Here is a 16,453-nt window from a genome sequence, read left to right on the forward strand (position 1 = left end):
CTCCGGCATGCGCACCGATCTTTCCGACCCCGCCATCGCCATGGCATCGCACCCCGCCATCGCACCGGCGCGGCCCGTCGTCGAACTCGATCGCATCGTCCACGGGTTCGGCCGCCACACCGTCGTCGATGGCCTGTCGTTCTCGCTCGCGCGGGGCACCATCGCGTGCCTGCTCGGCCCGAGCGGCTGCGGCAAGACCACCGTGTTGCGCGCGATCGCGGGGTTCGAGACCCTGCGCGGCGGCGAGATCCGCCTCGATGGCGAGGTGGTTTCGTCGGCCGGCGGCGGCCTGCCGCCCGAGCAGCGGCGCATCGGCATGGTGTTCCAGGACTACGCGCTGTTTCCGCACCTCGATATCGCCGCCAACGTGGGCTTCGGCCTCGTCGGCGACGACCGCGCCACGCGTGCGGCGCGCGTGCGCGAGATGCTGGCGCTCGTGGGTCTGCACGACGCGGGCGGCCGTTATCCGCACGAGCTGTCGGGCGGCCAGCAGCAGCGCGTGGCGCTGGCCCGCGCGCTGGCGCCGCGGCCCGCGCTGCTGCTGCTCGACGAACCGTTCTCCAACCTCGATATCGACCTGCGCGAGCGGCTCGGGCAGGAGGTGCGCGATATCCTGCGCGCGCAGGGTGCCACGGCCATTCTCGTCACGCACGACCAGCACGAGGCGTTTGCGATGGCCGACGAGATCGGCGTCATGCACGGCGGCAGGATCGAACAGTGGGGCGATGCGCACGCGCTCTATCACCAGCCGGCCACGCGCTTCGTGGCGGGGTTTGTCGGGCAGGGCGTGCTGCTGCCGGGCCGCGTGCGCGCGCCGGGCGAGATCGCGCTGAGCATCGGCACGCTGCCGTGGCGCAATCCGCTGGCGCTTGCCGATGGCGCGGGCGTGGATGTGCTGATCCGCCCCGACGACCTCGTGTACGACGACGGCAGCCCGCTGCGAGGCCGCGTCCGCGACCGGGCGTTTCGCGGGGCCAGCATCCTCTACACGGTGGAACTCGCGGACACCAGCCGCGTGCTCGCGCTGGTGCCGTCGCACCACGACCTCCCGGTCGGCGCGCCCCTCGGCCTGCGGCTGGAGGCCGATGACGTGGTGGCCTTCCCGCGATCGTCTACACTCTGATGCTTACCTAACGAGCAATACTGACCGTGGCGGACTCGCTGTTTTCTGACCCCCCCGACCGTTCCAGGCAACCGCTGGCCGAGCGCCTGCGGCCGCGCACCATCGACGAGGTGATCGGCCAGCAGCACTTGCTCGGCGCGGGCAAGCCGCTGCGTGTGGCGTTCGAATCGGGCGAGCCGCATTCGATGATCCTGTGGGGTCCGCCCGGCGTCGGCAAGACCACGCTCGCGCGGCTCATGGCCAATGCGTTCGATGCCGAGTTCATCGCGCTGTCGGCCGTGCTGTCGGGCGTCAAGGACATCCGCGAGGCCGTCGAGCGCGCCGAGCAGTACCGCATGCACGGCCGGCGCACGCTCGTGTTCGTCGATGAGGTGCACCGTTTCAACAAGAGCCAGCAGGACGCCTTCCTGCCGCACGTGGAAAGCGGGCTGTTCACGTTTATCGGTGCGACCACCGAGAATCCGTCGTTCGAGGTCAACGGCGCACTGCTGTCGCGCGCGGCCGTCTACGTGCTCCGGAGCCTCGACGAGGCCGACCTGACCGCGCTCGTGCGCCGTGCCACCGATGAGCTCAATGCCTCCGCGCCGGAAGGCGATCCCCCGCTCGAATGGGATGACGAGGGCGAGGGCAATGCCCTGCAGCTCATCGTGCAATCCGCCGATGGCGACGGCCGCAAGCTGCTCAACAATATCGAGATCGTCGCGCGCGCGGCGCGCAACGCGAAGCAGGCGCGCATCGACACGGCGCTGCTCGGCAGTGCGCTGGCGGAGAACCTGCGCCGCTTCGACAAGGGCGGCGACGCGTTCTACGACCAGATCAGCGCGCTGCACAAGTCCGTGCGCGGCTCGGACCCCGACGGCACGCTGTACTGGTTCTGCCGCATGCTCGACGGCGGCGCGGACCCGCGCTATCTGGCCCGCCGCATCGTGCGCATGGCATGGGAAGATATCGGCCTGGCCGATCCGCGCGCGGCGCGCATCACGCTCGACGCCGCGGAAACGTACGAGCGGCTCGGCTCGCCCGAGGGCGAACTCGCGCTCGCGCAGGCGCTGCTGTATCTCGCCGTGGCGCCCAAGTCCAACGCGGGCTACAACGCGTACAACGCCGCGCGGGCGTTCGTGTCCAAGGACAAGTCGCGGCAGGTGCCCGTGCATCTGCGCAACGCGCCCACGCGCCTGATGAAGGAGCTCGGGTACGGCCACGCGTATCGCTACGCGCACGACGAGCCGGAAGCGTACGCGGCCGGCGAGCATTACCTGCCCGACGATCTGGCCGACCAGAACTGGTACCGGCCCACGCCGCGCGGGCTCGAGGGCAAGATCGGGGAGAAGCTGCGGCATCTGCGCGAGCTCGACGAGGCCTGGCACCGCGAGCGCAAGGGAAAGAAGGGCGAGGGCTAGCCCGACCGGTGCTCCGGCGGGATTGCCACGGGGAAATTGCCACGGGGAATCGCCACGGGGAATTGCCATCAATTTGACCGGTGGTGTGCCCCGTCCGTGCAGTAAAATGTCCCGTTCTCCGGCAGATTGCCGAATTCAGCACATCTCACATCGCAACATGCTCGACATCCAGCTGTTCCGCAAAGACATCGACGCCGTGGCGCAACGCCTCGCCACGCGTGGCTATTCCCTCGACGTGGCGGCGTTCCAGGCACTGGAAGCCGAACGCAAGCAGTTGCAGACCCAGACCGAGGATCTGCAGGCGCGCCGCAACAGCCTTTCCAAGCAGATCGGCATGCTCAAGGGCAAGGGCGAAGACGCCTCGGCCGTGATGGCGGAAGTGGGCGGCATCGGCGACAAGCTGACCGCCTCGGCCGCGCGCCTGGCCGAGATCCAGTCGCAGATGCAGGACACGATGATGTCCATTCCGAACCTGCCGCACGAAAGCGTGCCGGTCGGCAAGGACGAGACCGAGAACGTCGAGGTCCGCCGCGTGGGCACCCCGCGCGAGTTCGACTTCGAGGTGCGCGACCACGTGGATGTCGGCGCGAAGATCGGCCTCGACTTCGAGACCGCGAGCAAGGTCACCGGTGCGCGCTTCACGATGCTGCGCGGCGGCGTGGCCCGCATGCACCGCGCGCTGGTCCAGCTGATGCTGGACACGCATACGCTCGAGCACGGCTACACCGAGACGTACGTGCCGTATATCGTCAACGCGGCATCGATGCGCGGGACGGGTCAGCTGCCGAAGTTCGAGGAAGACCTGTTCAAGGTGCCGCGCAAGATGGGCGGCGAGGGCGAGGACGGTCAGGGCCGCACCGAGAATTTCTACCTGATTCCCACGGCCGAAGTGCCGCTCACGAACATCGTGCGCGATACCATCGTCGCGGGCGATACGCTGCCGCTGCGCTTCGTCGCGCATACGCCGTGCTTCCGTTCGGAAGCGGGCGCGTACGGCAAGGACACGCGCGGCATGATCCGCCAGCATCAGTTCGACAAGGTCGAGCTCGTGCACGTGGTGGAGCCCGAGCAATCGATGGACACGCTCGAGCAGCTGACCGGCCATGCCGAGGCGATCCTGCGCAAGCTCGAACTGCCGTTCCGGACGATCGTGCTGTGCACGGGCGACATGGGCTTCGGCAGCACGAAGACCTACGATATCGAGGTGTGGATCCCGGCGCAGAACACGTACCGCGAGATCAGCTCGTGCTCGAACATGGGCGACTTCCAGGCCCGCCGCATGGGCGCCCGCTACAAGGTGGGCCAGGGCAAGCCCGAGCTGCTGCACACGCTCAACGGCTCCGGCCTGGCGGTCGGCCGCACGCTCGTGGCCATTCTCGAGAACTACCAGAACGCCGATGGTTCGGTCACCGTGCCGGCCGCGCTGCAGCCGTATATGGGCGGCGTGACGCGACTGGTTCCGGAAGCATAAAGAGGATGCGATCGGGGGGGCTTGCATTCCCTGCGGGGATATCGCTATAATCGCGGTTTCGCTGGAAACACGAAGCGACCAAGTTACCGCTGAAAGTTACCGGAGAGGTGGCAGAGTGGTCGAATGTACCTGACTCGAAATCAGGCGTACCGGCAACGGTACCGTGGGTTCGAATCCCACCCTCTCCGCCAAAATAAAAACCTGCTGCAAGATTCGACCACCAGCAAGGCCCAAACGTAGTAAATCTCGAACCGACGCCTGCGCAAGCAGCCGTCGGTTTTATTTTTGTGCCGCCGGTTTTGTGCCGCCGGTTTTCCGCGTCCCTACTCGCCGAACCCCTCCGCCGGCGGCAGCGGCGTGTCCGCCTCCGCGGGCAGCTTCGACACCAGCAGCTGGTCGATCTTGTGATGGTCGATATCGAGCACCTCGAAGCGGAACCCCGCCACCGTGAGCGACTCCGATTTCTTCGGAATCCGCTTGAGCGCATAGATCACGAGCCCCGCCGCCGTATCCACATAATCCTCGCCGGGCAGCGTATCGAGTTCGAGCGCCTTCTTCAGATCGACAATCGGCGTCAGGCCATCGACGAGCCATGACGAATCGTCGCGGCGCACGATCTGTTCGTCCTCGGTCGAGTACAGGATGTCCCCCATCAACGCGCCGACGAGGTCGTCGAGCGTGACCACGCCCACCACGAGCCCGTACTCGTTCATGACCACCGCAAAGTTCTCGTGCATCTCGCGAAAACGCGTAAGCGCTTCCGAGAGCGTGAGCGTATCGGGCACCACGAGCACGTTCTTGTCGTAGTGCTGGCCGATGTCGGCGAGCACGGCCGCGCTCTCGTTCGCGAGCAGCTGCTGCAGGATGTCCTTCGAGTCGATATAGCCGAGCACGTCGTCCAGATCCTGTCCGCAGACCGGATATTGCGCATGGGGCTGGGTCACGAGCTTGCGCCGTACGCTCTCGGCGGTCTCGGCGAGGGTCAGGTACACGACGTCGTCGCGCGGCGTCATGATCGCGGGAATGCCCTTGGAGTCGAGTTCGAACACGTTCTCGATCAGATGCAGCTCGTGCTTGCGCAGCACGCCGGCTTCCGCGCCGGCATCGACCATCGCCGCGATGTCCTCGGTGGTGATCTGGTCGACGGGCTTGGTCGGCAGGCCCAGCAACCGCAGCATCGCGTCGGCGGCGCCGTTGAAGATCCAGACTAGCGGCTTCAGTACCTTGAGCAGCGTCAGGATCGGGCCGATCACGCTGACCGCGCACGCTTCCGGGAACGTCATCGCGATGCGCTTGGGAATCAGGTCGGCAAACTGGATGAACAGCAGCGTGACGATCAGGAACGAGCCGATATTGGCCACGCGCTGGGCATGATCGACGCTGAGGTAGGGCAGCAACGCCTCATAGGCCAGATCCGATACATGCTTCTCGCCGAGAATACCGGCCAGGATCGCGACGCTGTTCACGCCGATCTGCACGATCGTGAAGAAATTGCCGGGCTCTTCCTTGAGCAGCATGACCTTGGTCGCGCGCAGGTCGCCCCGCTCGGACATGGTCTGGAGCTTGGTGCGGCGCGCGGCCGTGAGCGCGATCTCGGAAACCGAGAAGAACGCGCTGATCGCCACGAGCAGGAGGAGGGTCAGAACAAACATAAGAACGCCACGAACGGTATGTGATCGATAATGGTGCAGCCGCCATCGCGCTGTCAATGCGCGCTTGTCAGTGTGAATCGAAGTTGACGACCGGCGCATCCAGCCGCGACGCCAGTGTGGCCGATATCGCCTCGGCCGCCTCTGCGAACTGCAGGCGCATATCGTCGACGAGGCTCGACGTGGCCCGATGGCTCGCGCGCAGCAACTGCACTTCGAACGGCAGCGCCGGCGCGATGTCATGCAGCATCACGCGCGACGCATCGGCCGTCAGCGCCGTGAACTGGTCCAGCAGGCTGATGCCCAGTCCCGCATCGACGAGCGACAGCGCCAGCGAGTAGGTCTGCACCTCGAGCGTGGCATGCGGCTCCAGCGCATGGCGCGCGAGCGTCTGGCGTACGAGCAGGCCCAGCGACGTATTGTCGTCGTGCCCGATGAATGGGCGGTCCATCAGCCGTTGCATGGCCAGCGCCGCTCTGGCCTTGCCGGCGCGGCCGCCGGTGCCGCCCGTGGCTTTCTCGGGCACGAGCGGCTGCGCGCGCGGCACGGCCAGCAGCATGCGGCCCGCGGCCACGGGCTCGCTCGCGATGGCCTCGTGCCGCGGCGGCGCATAGGCAAAGCCGACATCGATCTGGTTCGACAGCAGCGCATCGACGATCTCGTCCGTATGGTGCGTGAGCACCTGCACCTGCGTCTCCGGATGCCGCGCGCAGAAGCGTCGCACGGCGGGAACCAGCAGCGGATTGGCCAGGCTCGGCGTGGCCGCCACGCGCAGCCGTCCGGCGCCCTTGTGCCGCAGGCTCTCCGAGACGCGCCGCACGCGCTCCACCTCGCCATATAGCCTTTCGACATCGCCGTAGAGCGCCACGGCCTCGGGCGTGGGCTGCAGCCGGCCGCGCACGCGTTCGAACAGGCGGAAGCCCAGCGAGGCCTCGGCATGCTGCAGCACGCGCGTGACCACGGGCTGGGAAACGTGGAGCAGGCGCGCGGCCTCGCTGACGGTGCCCGTCAGCATCACGGCGCGGAACACTTCGATCTGGCGCAGACGCATCGTCGTGGTGCGGAAGTTTTTCGGTTTTGGTGCGGGAAAACCCCGGTAGCGGGTATCCATAGCCTGAGGACATATTCTGGCACGTATTCGCATTGGGCAAGCCGCGCGGCGTGGCATACGCTCTGGCCCATCGTCTTGGGAAAGAAGGGTTCGGCCGGCAATGCATGTAGCGATCGTGGGAGCGGGCGTGGTCGGCATGACCACCGCGTGGCGGCTGGCCAATGAAGGGCACGCGGTAACCGTGCTCGAGCGCCGCGACGGCCCCGGCGAGGAAACGAGCTTTGCCAACGGCGGTCAGCTCAGCTACAGCTACGTGGCGCCGCTGGCCGGGCCGGGCGTGCTGTCGAAGGTGCCGGGCTGGCTGCTGCGGCGCGATTCGCCGATGCGCTTCCGGCCCAGCGCGGATCCCGCGCAGTGGCGCTGGCTGCTGGCGTTCGCGCGGGCCTGCAATGCGGGCACCAGCGATGCGACCACGCGCAAGCTGCTGCGCCTGGCGTTTCATTCGCGCGACCTGATGCAGGCGTTCGTGCATGGCGAGGAAGCACGGAACGAGAATGCGCTGGGCCATGTGCCCGGCGGCGGATTCGATTTTGCGCGGCGCGGCAAGCTGATCGTGCACCGTGACAAGGCGGCATTCGATGCCGCGCGCCGGCTGCTCGATTATCAGGCGAGCCTGGGCTGCGAGCAGATCGCGCTCGACCGCGATGCCTGCGTCGCGCTGGAACCGGCGCTGGAACGCATCCGCGGCGATATCGCGGGCGCGATCCATACGCCGAGCGAGGAAGTGGGCGATTGCCATCGGTTCTGCGTGGCGCTGGCCCGATTGCTGCAAGGGAGGCCCGACACGCAGCTGCGCTTCGGCACCCGCGTGACCGGTCTCAAGCGCGACCTCGGGCGGGTCACCGGCGTGCTGATCGCCGATGGCGAGGCCGAGCGCGCGATCGATGCCGATGCGGTAGTGGTCGCCGGCGGCATCGGCAGCGTGCCGCTGCTCCGGCCGACGGGACTGCGGCCGATGCTCTGGCCGCTCAAGGGTTACAGCATCACGGTGCCGATCGCGGACGGCGTGCGCGCGCCGCACGTCAGCGTGACGGACTTTGCGAACAAGATCGTCTACGCGCGTATCGGCAACACGCTGCGCGTGGCCGGCATGGCGGACCTCGTGCGCGGCGGCCCGACCATCGACGACGAACGCGTCGCGGCACTGGCCGCACAGACGCAGGCCGTGTTCGGCATCGGGGGCGCGGACGATACGGCGGCGTTGCAGCCGTGGGCGGGTTTGCGTCCCGCCACGCCGGGCGGCCTGCCGCTGATCGGCGAATCGCGCGTGCGCGGCCTGTGGCTCAACATCGGCCATGGGGCGCTCGGGTTCACGCTGGCCATGGGCAGCGCGAGCCTGCTCGCCGATGCGATGGCCGGCCGCCGCAGCGCGATCGATGCCGGCGATTTCAGCGCGCTGGCCGCATGAGGATGTCGAAGGTTTTCGCAGTTGCAGTGCCAAACGTAATACGACGTGCCACTAAACCAAGCTCATCCAAGGAGCGAAACATGAAGAAACTGCCCGCCTCTTATCTGCCGCGCCGCGTGCTGGTCACCGCTGCGCTCGCCCTCGTTGCCGCCGGCGCGCAAGCGGCCGATGGGGACACGCTCAAGAAGATCAAGGAAACCGGCGTGATCTCGCTCGGTCACCGCGAATCGTCGATCCCGTTCTCCTACACCGACGGCAAGGAGGTCATGGGCTATTCGCAGGACATCATGATGATGATCGTCGACAAGGTGAAGGCCGACCTGAAGATGCCGAACCTGCAGGTCAAGCTCACGCCCATCACCTCGCAGAACCGCATTCCGCTCGTGCAGAACGGCACCATCGACATCGAGTGCGGCAGCACGACCAACAACCTCGAGCGCCAGAAGCAGGTCGCGTTCTCGAACAGCATCTTCATCTACGGCATTCGCATGCTGACGAAGAAGGACTCGGGCGTGAAGTCGCTGGACGACCTCAAGGGCAAGAATGTCGTGACCACCGCCGGCACCACGGGCGAACGCCTGCTCGTGAAGATGAACGGCGAGAAGGCCATGAACATGAACCTGATCAGCACCAAGGATCATGGCCAGTCGTTCCTGATCCTCGAAACGGGCCGCGCGGCCGCGTTCGTGATGGACGAGCCGCTGCTCTACGGCGAGCGCACCAAGGCCAAGAACGCGAACGACTGGGTCGTCGCGGGCGAGCCGCTGCAGGTGGAGAACTACGCGTGCATGTTCCGCAAGGACGATGCCTCGTTCAAGGCGCTGGCCGATGGCGTGGTCGCGGACCTGCAGAAGAGCGGTCGCGCCGAGAAGCTCTACAACAAGTGGTTCATGCAGCCGGTGCCCCCGCGCGGCATCAACCTGAACTACCCGCTGTCGGACGACATGAAGGCGCTGTTCGCGTCGCCGAACGACAAGGCGTATCAATAACGTATCGATCGCGATCCGCAACCGGTCCAAAGTGCTATGGCGGTTATATAGCCATGATGGATCGTTATTTCTCTTTCGATAGCGTTTGCGGTAGTGTTGCGTGCGTTATAGGCTCGATGTGATCCTGTGACGCACCATAACTACAGCACGACTACCTGATACTGGAGAAACTATGCGATCGATTCGAACGGGACTGCTCTCGTCCCTGCTGGCCGTGGCACTGGCCGCGGGCGCCGCGCTGACGGCCACGGCGGCAAGTGCCGCCGACCTGCTGGACTCGGTGAAACAGGCCGGCGTGCTGAAGATCGGCATCGAGGGCACCTATCCCCCGTTCGGCTACCGTGGCGCGAAGAACGAGCTCGAAGGCTTCGACGTGGATGTCGCGCGCGCCGTGGCGGCCAAGCTCGGCGTCAAGCCCGAGTTCGTGACCACCGAATGGAGCGCGATCATTGCCGGCCTGCAGGCCGGCAAGTTCGACATCATCGTCAATCAGGTCTCGGTCACGCCCCAGCGCAAGCAGGCGCTCGATTTCTCGACGCCTTACGTCTACTCGGCCGCGCAGCTGATCCAGCGCAAGGACGACAAGCGCGAGTTCAAGTCGCTCGAGGACCTCAAGGGCCACAAGCTCGGCGTCAGCCTGGGCAGCAATTACAACGACCTCGCCAAGTCGGTGCCCGGTATCGACGTGAAGACGTACCCGGGCGCGCCCGAGTATCTGCGTGACCTGGCCTCGGAGCGCGTGGATGCGGCGCTCAACGATCGTCTGATGGTCAATTACCTGATCAAGAACGCCAACCTGCCGCTGCGGCCGGGCGCGGTCGTGGCCGGTGCCAGCTCGGAAGTCGCGATTCCGTTCCGCAAGGACAATCCGAAGTTCGCGCAGGCCATCGACAAGGCGCTGGACGACCTGCGCAAGGACGGCACGCTCGCCAGGCTGTCCACCAAGTGGTTCGGCTCCGATGTGACGAAGGCCGCAAAGTAATTTTCAAAGATTGGCAGGCCCTCCCATCGCGGCAGCGGGGGAGGGCCTTGTTGCATCCGCGCGTCGAGTATGATCGCGGCAATCGCCACGCGCGTCCCCCGTTTCTGCCCCCAAGCCCATGTCAGCTCTCACGCTTGTCACCGATTCGTTGCCGATCCTGCTACAGGGGGCACTGCTCACGCTCAAGTTCGCCGTGCTGTCGATGATTTTCGGGCTGACCATCGGCGTGGTGGTCGCGCTCATGGGCATCAGCCATTCGAAGATCCTCAACGGAATGGCGCGCACGTACGTCAGCATCATGCGCGGCACGCCGCTGCTCGTGCAGATCTTCGTCGTGTATTACGGCCTGCCCGGCGTCGGCATCGCGCTGGAACCCACGCCCGCGGGCGTGCTCACGCTGAGCCTCAACGTGGGCGCGTATCTGTCGGAAAGCATGCGCGGCGCGATTCTCGGGATTTCGCGCGGCCAATGGATGGCGGCGTACAGCCTCGGCCTCACGCGCGCGCAGACGCTGCGCTACGTGGTCGGCCCGCAGGCGCTGCGGCTGGCCGTGCCGAGTCTCTCGAACAGCCTGATCAGCCTGATCAAGGACACGTCGCTGGTTTCGGTGATCACCGTGACGGAACTGCTGCGCACCGCGCAGGAAATCATCGCGGCCACCTATCAGCCGCTGCCGCTCTATCTGGCCGTTGCGGCCATCTACTGGGTGCTCAGCACGGCGTTGTCGTTCCTGCAGCGCGGCCTCGAGCGACGGTTGTCGCTGCCGGGCCGCCACTGACAGGAACGGAGGGCGGGGACCGCTCAGCCCTCGGTGATGCGCTTCTCGATATGGCCGAGCGCTTCCTCGACCTGATCCACGAGGATCAGGCACAGGTCGCCCGGCTGCAGCGCGGCCAGTCCGGTATCGATGGCGAGGAACTCGCCGCGGATCTCGTCCACATGGCTCGTGCGCTGCGCGCCCTGCAGGCCTTCGCGCAGCAGGGCCAGCACTTCGCCGTCTTCACGGCCGCGCTGGCACTGGTCCTGATAGAGCACCACGTTGTCGAACACGCCGCCGAGGATCTGCGTCTGACGGCGGATATCCTCGTCGCGCCGGTCGCCGGCACCGCTGATCACGACCACGCGGCGCCCGGCCGGGATCGATTCCACCGCATTGCACAGCGCCTGGATCGCGTCGGGATTGTGACCGTAGTCGGCAATCAGCGTCGCGCCCTTGTAGTCGAACACGTTGAAGCGTCCCGGCGCGGTGGCCGCGTCGTTGACGAACGTGGCCAGGCCGCGGCGGATGACCGCCCAGTCGATGCCGAGCGCCCAGGCGGCGGCAACCGACGACATCGCGTTCTCGACCTGGAAGCCGATGCTGCCGTTGCGCGTGAGCGGAATGTCCGCCAGCGCGATGCGCACCTGCGTCTCGCCTTCGGACGCGACGATTTCCGCGCCTTCGACGAACACGACGCGGCGGCCCTGCGCGCGATGGAGCGCCATCGTCGGCAGGTTCGGGTCGTGCGCGAAGAACGTCACCGTGCCCGGGCAGGCATCGGCCATGCGCGCGACCATCGGATCGGCCGCGTTGAGCACGGCCATGCCGTGCGGCGCGACGTTCTGCACGATCACGCTCTTGAGCACCGCGAGGTCTTCCACCGTGCTGATGTACGACAGGCCAAGGTGATCGCCTTCCCCGACGTTGGTCACCACGGCCACGTCGCAGCGGTCGAACGCAAGACCTTCGCGCAGCAGGCCGCCGCGCGCGGTTTCGAACACGGCCGCATCCACGTCGGGATGCACCAGCACGTTGCGCGCGCTGCGCGGGCCGCTGCAGTCGCCGGTGTCGATGCGCTCGCCCTGGATATACACGCCGTCGGTTCCGGTCATGCCCATGCGCAGGCCGCTGGTTGCCAGCAGATGCGTGATCAGGCGGACCGTCGTGGTCTTGCCGTTCGTGCCCGAGACCGCGACGACCGGAATGCGGCCGTCGTCGCCATCGGCGAACATCGTCGAGATGATGGCTTCGCCCACCGCGCGGCCCTTGCCGTACGACGGCTGCAGGTGCATGCGCAGGCCGGGGGCCGCGTTCACTTCCACGATGCCGCCGGCCTGTTCCTCGAACGGCTTGAGCATCGTCTCGCACACCGCATCCACGCCGCAGATATCGAGCCCGACCATCTGCGCGGCCGCCACCGCGCGCGCGGCGATGTCCGGGTGGACGTCGTCGGTCACGTCGGTCGCGCTGCCGCCGGTGGAGAGGTTCGCGTTGTTGCGCAGGACCACGCGCGTGCCGTTGGCCGGCACCGATTCCGCGGTCAGGCCCTGCTTGGCGAGCACGGCCAGCGCGATATCGTCGAAGCGGATCTTGGTCAGCGACGTCGCATGGCCTTCGCCACGGCGCGGGTCGCGGTTCACGGTTTCCACGAGCTGGCGAACGGTATGGACGCCATCGCCGATCACCTGGGGCGGATCGCGGCGCGCGGCGGCCACGAGGTGCTTGCCCACCACGAGCAGGCGGAAGTCGTGGCCAGGGATGTAGCGCTCGACGATCACGTCGGACGAGATATCGGAGGCCACCTCGTAGGCGGTCATCACTTCCTCGCGCGTGCGGATGCGCACGGCCACGCCCTTGCCCTGGTTGCCGTCGCGCGGCTTCACCACGACGGGCGCGTCGATCTCCTGCGCGGCGGTCCACGCTTCCTCGGCGCTGCGCACCGAACGGCCGCGCGGCACCGGCACGCCTGCCGCATGCAGCAGGCTCTTGGTCAGTTCCTTGTCCTGCGCGATGGACTCGGCCACGGCGCTCGTCAGATCGGTCTCGGCGGCCTGGATGCGGCGCTGCTTGCTGCCCCAGCCGAACTGCACCATCGAGCCCTGCGTCAGGCGGCGGTACGGAATGCCGCGTGCCACGGCCGCGTAGACGATCGAACCCGTGCTCGGGCCCAGGCGCACGTCCTCGTCCAGTTCACGCAGGCGGTGCAGCGCGTCCTCGAGGTCGAACGGGGCATCGTCGCGCGCGGCAAGAATCAGTTGCTCGGCCAGCGAGAACGCGAGGCGGCCCACGTCCTCCTCGCTGTACTCGACGACCACCTGATAGGTGCCGGGCTCGACGGTCGGCGCGGTGTTGCTGAACGTGACCGGGCAGCCCGCGGCGGCCTGCAGCCGCAGCGCGGCCACTTCGAGCGCGTGCGCCATCGAGGGGGAGCCGGCTTCGTCGTCGGGCCGCAGCGGACCGATGGCCGGGAAGCGCGCGCGCAGGCGGTCTTCGAAACCGGGCAGCTCGGCCAGCAGGTGCGAGGCGTCGGAGCACGCCACGATCGCTTCGATCGCGGTATGCCGGCACCAGAGATTCGGGCCACGCAGGGCCCGGATGCGAGAGACTTCCATAGAATCGCTTATCCGTTGTTCTGTCCGGCGCCGCTCAATGGCGGCGCCCGCCGCGGCCCAGCCACTGGTGCACGAGCTCCACCGCCGACTCGGTCGACGCCTCGTCGCACTGGAGCACCAGCAGATCGCCGGCCACGAGCTGCGACAGCGCGGACTCGATCGCCGAGCGGCGGCCACCTTCGTCGATGATCTTCGTGACGCGCCGGCCTTCGTACAGGCCCTTGCGCAGCAGCGCGCGCGCCTCCACGTCGGGCAGGTCGCGCCGCACGCTGTGGTCCTCGCACAGGAACACGCGGTCGAACGCCTTGCCGATGATCTTGCCCTGACGCACGAGGTCCTCGTCGCGGCGCTGCACGCCCGCGCCGAACACCAGCATGCGGCGCTCGGACGGGAAGCGGTCCAGCGCGGCGGCCAGCGCCTCGAGCGCCGGCGCATTGTGCGCGTCATCGACGATGACGGTCGCGCCGTTGCGCTCGAACAGCGTGAAGCGGCCCGGCACATCCACCTGGCCCACGTCGAACGTCACCACGCCCGCGCGAATCAGGTCGTTGGAGATGCCCAGCGCCCAGCCCGTCGCGATGGCGGCCAGCACGTTCTCGATCTGGAACGCCACGCGCCCCGCGTACGTCAGCGGAATCGCCGCGACGTCCGTCAGCGCGGTCTCGCTGCCGCCGGTGGCCAGCACGACCTTGCCGTCGCGGACGTACACCGCGCGCTTGCCCGCGGCGCGATGCGCGGCAATCGCCGGCAGGTCCGCGCTCAGGCCGAAGAAGATCACGTCGCCATCGCACAGCTCGGCCATCTCCGCCACGCGCGGGTCGCGCGCGTTCAGCACGGCCACGCCGTCCTTGAGCACGACGTCCACCTGCGTGCGCAGGACGCTGACCATGCGGTCGATGTCTTCGACGTAGTAGTCGTCGAGGTGATCGGGTTCGTCGATGTTCGTGACCACGCCTACCTGGCAGCGGTCGTAGGCGAGGCCCTCGGAGAGGATCGCGCCGCTGTCGTTCTCGAACACGGCGGCTTCCACCGCGCGGTTCATCAGGATGCGATGGCCGGCTTCCCAGTTCGCGCGGTCGCCGCGCTCCACCTGACGGCGGTCCAGGAACAGGCCGTCGCTGCAGGCGAGGCCCGTATGCTTGCCCGACAGCTGCAGCAGCCGCGCGACCATGCGCGCGACCACGGTCTTGCCGTTGGTGCCGGTAATGCCCACCACGGGAATGCGGCCGTCATCGACCTGTCCGTCGCGTTCGCGGAACAGGTGATCGACGATCGCGCGGCCCACCGGGCGCGGCGTGCCGTCGGCCGGCTTGATATGCATGAGCAGGCCGGGGCCCGCGTTGACTTCGACGATCGCGCCGCCCTGTTCGGCGAGCGGGCGCGAGATATCCTGCGCCACGAGGTCCACGCCGGCGATATCGAGGCCCACCACGCGCGCGGCCAGCGAGGCATGCGCGGCCACGCTCGGATGCACGCGGTCGGTGACGTCGAACGCCACGTTGCCGTTGCGCTGGATCAGGATGGTCTTGCCCGCGGGCGGCACGGAATCGCCGTCCACGAGGCCCTGGCGGCGCAGCTCGAGGCGCGCGGCCGAGTCCAGGCGGACGCGGTTCAGCGGATGATCCTCGGTACTGCCCCGGCGCGGGTCGGAATTGATCTGGCTGTCGATGAGTTCGTCGATCGTCGATTTGCCATCGCCGACGACGCTCGCGGTCTCGCCCATCGCGGCGGCAACCAGCCGGCCGCCGACCACGAGCAGGCGATGCTCGTTGCCGGGGACGAAGCGCTCGACGATCACGCCGCCGCCTTCGTCGATGGCCACCGCGTAGGCGGTTTCCACTTCCTCGCGCGTCATCAGGTTCGTGAACACGCCGCGGCCGTGGTTGCCATCGTAGGGCTTGACGACGACGGGCACGCCGATGTCGGTGGCCGCGTCCCAGGCATCCTCGGCGCTCTCGACCATGCGGCCTTCGGGCACCGGCACGCCGCACGATTCGAGCAGGCTCTTGGTCAGGTCCTTGTCGCGGGAGATCGACTCCCCGATCGCGCTCGTGCGATCGGTCTCGGCGGTCCAGATACGGCGCTGGCGCGCACCGTAACCCAGTTGAACCAGATTGCCGTCGGAGAGTCGGAGAGAGGGAATGTCGCGATCGTCGGCGGCATCGACGATGCACGCGGTGCTCGGGCCCAGGCAATGCTCATCGACGAGGTCGCGCAGTTTTTCCACGGCGGCGGGCACGTCGAACGGACGATCCTCGATCGCGGCCATCACAAGGTCTCGCGCGGCGAACAGCGCGGCACGCGTGACTTCTTCATGCCAGGCCCGGACGATTACCTTGTAGACGCCCCGAACCGGCGTTTCGCGGGCCTTGCCGAAGCCGCCGGGCATGCCGGCGAGGTTCTGCAGTTCCAGTGTCACGTGCTCGAGGATGTGGCCGGGCCACGTACCTTCCTTGAGCCGCTGCAGGAAGCCCCCGCGTTCCCCGATGCTGCATCGATGCTCGATCAGTGTCGGCAGCCACGTGGACAGCCGCTCGTAGAAGCCCGGAATCTTGTTGGACGGAAAATCCTCCAACTCCCCGATATCGACCCATGCCTCCAGAACCGGCCGATATGTCCACATATTCGGGCCGCGCAGCGACATGACATCGAAAATCTCAATGTCCTTCTTTTTCATCGATTTAGCGATTTGAGCTTTAGGCTGTGGGCGGATGCCCGAGAACAAGAAGCCTAACCTTTCAGTAACGTTACATCCAACGATACGTTGACGTACTGGACCCTTTGCAGTCTTGTGCAATGCACAAGCGCTGACGAAGCGCACCCGCTGGTTTGCGTTATGTATACTTGCGGGCAAAATCGCGGGCCGCCAGTCGCCTCCCGCGCCAATTTGTTTCAAGTTATGTCTGTCTTTGACGTATTTTGCGCGTCATTCGGACGCTTTTTGCGCA

The 16,453-nt window shown here is 67.0% G+C and carries 11 protein-coding genes and 1 tRNA gene; 8 read left to right on the forward strand and 4 right to left on the reverse strand.

Annotated features, from left to right (window positions below):
- Nucleotides 1-7 precede the first annotated feature (7 nt).
- The 4 genes from FOB72_RS01695 to FOB72_RS01710 all read left to right on the forward strand — a co-directional run bounded on the left by FOB72_RS01695 (nucleotide 8) and on the right by FOB72_RS01710 (nucleotide 4,185).
- The gene (locus FOB72_RS01695; RefSeq protein WP_411859807.1) at nucleotides 8-1,123 is read left to right on the forward strand and encodes an ABC transporter ATP-binding protein; all 1,116 of its coding nucleotides are present in this window, start codon (nucleotides 8-10) and stop codon (nucleotides 1,121-1,123) included.
- Nucleotides 1,124-1,149: 26 nt separating this feature from the next.
- Complete coding sequence (locus FOB72_RS01700; protein WP_150370950.1) at nucleotides 1,150-2,523, forward strand: replication-associated recombination protein A; 1,374 nt, start codon at nucleotides 1,150-1,152, stop codon at nucleotides 2,521-2,523.
- Between the two features lie 157 nt (nucleotides 2,524-2,680).
- The gene (gene serS, locus FOB72_RS01705) at nucleotides 2,681-3,994 is read left to right on the forward strand and encodes a serine--tRNA ligase (protein ID WP_150370951.1); all 1,314 of its coding nucleotides are present in this window, start codon (nucleotides 2,681-2,683) and stop codon (nucleotides 3,992-3,994) included.
- A 101-nt stretch (nucleotides 3,995-4,095) separates the two neighbouring features.
- Nucleotides 4,096-4,185 (forward strand) — tRNA-Ser (locus FOB72_RS01710).
- A gap of 132 nt (nucleotides 4,186-4,317) precedes the next feature.
- Here the strand turns inward: FOB72_RS01710 and FOB72_RS01715 are convergent.
- Both FOB72_RS01715 and FOB72_RS01720 read right to left on the reverse strand, forming a co-directional pair.
- Nucleotides 4,318-5,646, reverse strand: coding sequence for a hemolysin family protein (locus FOB72_RS01715; protein ID WP_150370952.1), 1,329 nt, complete (start codon nucleotides 5,644-5,646; stop codon nucleotides 4,318-4,320).
- 67 nt (nucleotides 5,647-5,713) lie between these two features.
- Nucleotides 5,714-6,694, reverse strand: a complete 981-nt coding sequence (locus FOB72_RS01720; protein ID WP_150370953.1) for a LysR substrate-binding domain-containing protein — start codon at nucleotides 6,692-6,694, stop codon at nucleotides 5,714-5,716.
- A gap of 160 nt (nucleotides 6,695-6,854) precedes the next feature.
- On the opposite strand from FOB72_RS01720, the gene FOB72_RS01725 reads away from it, so the two are divergent.
- The 4 genes from FOB72_RS01725 to FOB72_RS01740 all read left to right on the forward strand — a co-directional run bounded on the left by FOB72_RS01725 (nucleotide 6,855) and on the right by FOB72_RS01740 (nucleotide 10,911).
- On the forward strand, nucleotides 6,855-8,162 hold the full coding sequence (locus FOB72_RS01725) for a D-amino acid dehydrogenase (protein ID WP_150370954.1): 1,308 nt from the start codon (nucleotides 6,855-6,857) through the stop codon (nucleotides 8,160-8,162).
- Nucleotides 8,163-8,242: 80 nt separating this feature from the next.
- Nucleotides 8,243-9,151, forward strand: a complete 909-nt coding sequence (locus FOB72_RS01730) for a glutamate/aspartate ABC transporter substrate-binding protein (protein ID WP_150370955.1) — start codon at nucleotides 8,243-8,245, stop codon at nucleotides 9,149-9,151.
- Between the two features lie 172 nt (nucleotides 9,152-9,323).
- Nucleotides 9,324-10,133 (forward strand): transporter substrate-binding domain-containing protein, encoded by an 810-nt coding sequence (locus tag FOB72_RS01735; protein WP_150370956.1) that lies wholly within the window; start codon nucleotides 9,324-9,326, stop codon nucleotides 10,131-10,133.
- A gap of 118 nt (nucleotides 10,134-10,251) precedes the next feature.
- Nucleotides 10,252-10,911: an amino acid ABC transporter permease gene (locus FOB72_RS01740; RefSeq protein WP_150370957.1), complete on the forward strand. Its 660-nt coding sequence runs from the start codon at nucleotides 10,252-10,254 to the stop codon at nucleotides 10,909-10,911.
- Between the two features lie 23 nt (nucleotides 10,912-10,934).
- On the opposite strand, the gene cphA (FOB72_RS01745) is transcribed toward FOB72_RS01740, so the two are convergent.
- Nucleotides 10,935-13,505 carry a cyanophycin synthetase gene (gene cphA / locus FOB72_RS01745; RefSeq protein WP_150370958.1) on the reverse strand — a complete coding sequence of 857 codons (2,571 nt, stop codon included), beginning with the start codon at nucleotides 13,503-13,505 and terminating at the stop codon, nucleotides 10,935-10,937.
- A gap of 34 nt (nucleotides 13,506-13,539) precedes the next feature.
- Nucleotides 13,540-16,182, reverse strand: a complete 2,643-nt coding sequence (cphA, locus tag FOB72_RS01750) for a cyanophycin synthetase (protein WP_150370959.1) — start codon at nucleotides 16,180-16,182, stop codon at nucleotides 13,540-13,542.
- Between the last annotated feature and the right edge of the window lie 271 nt (nucleotides 16,183-16,453).

The sequence above is a fragment of the Cupriavidus pauculus genome (assembly GCF_008693385.1).
Classification (GTDB): domain Bacteria; phylum Pseudomonadota; class Gammaproteobacteria; order Burkholderiales; family Burkholderiaceae; genus Cupriavidus; species Cupriavidus pauculus_D.